The following is a 550-nucleotide window of genomic DNA, read 5'->3' as shown; positions in this document are numbered from 1 at the left end:
CGCCTCGGCGCGCAGCGTCTCGTGCTCGCCGTCGCCAGCGAGGCCGCGCCCGCGCTCTTCGACGCGCTCGCCGCCGCCGGCGCGGTGCGTGCCGGCACCGCGGCCTGGCAGCTGGGCATGATCCGCGCCGGCCTGCCGCTGATCACCGCGCCCACCCAGGAAGAGTTCGTCGCCCAGATGCTCAACTACGAGCTCATCGGCGGCGTGGACTTCCACAAGGGCTGCTACCCGGGCCAGGAGATCGTCGCGCGCACCCAGTATCTCGGCAAGCTCAAGAAGCGCACCTACCGCCTCGCCCTGCCCGCCGGCAGCACCGCCGCGCCCGGCACCGACGTCTATGCGCCCGACTTCGGCGAGCAGTCCGCCGGCAAGCTGGTCAACGTCGCCCCCACCGCCGATGGCGGCGTGGAGGCGCTCGCGGTGATCCAGTCGAGCAGCGCGGAAGCGGGCGAGATCCGTGTCGGCGCACCCGACGGGCCGCGCGCGAGCCTGCTCGACCTGCCGTATGCGCTCGGCTGATCCGCAGCGCGGCCCGACCGGCGGGGGCGCC

General features: G+C 74.7%; 1 protein-coding gene. It reads left to right on the top strand.

The genetic code is table 11. The features are described from left to right. Positions 1-519: CAF17-like 4Fe-4S cluster assembly/insertion protein YgfZ (ygfZ, locus tag C667_RS23790; RefSeq protein WP_004392246.1), on the top strand; the 519-nt coding region annotated here is incomplete at its 5' end. Between the last annotated feature and the right edge of the window lie 31 nt (positions 520-550).

The organism is Thauera phenylacetica B4P (assembly GCF_000310225.1).
In the GTDB taxonomy this organism is placed as follows: Bacteria; Pseudomonadota; Gammaproteobacteria; order Burkholderiales; family Rhodocyclaceae; genus Thauera; species Thauera phenylacetica.
This window is presented reverse-complemented; position numbering and strand designations above follow the sequence as displayed.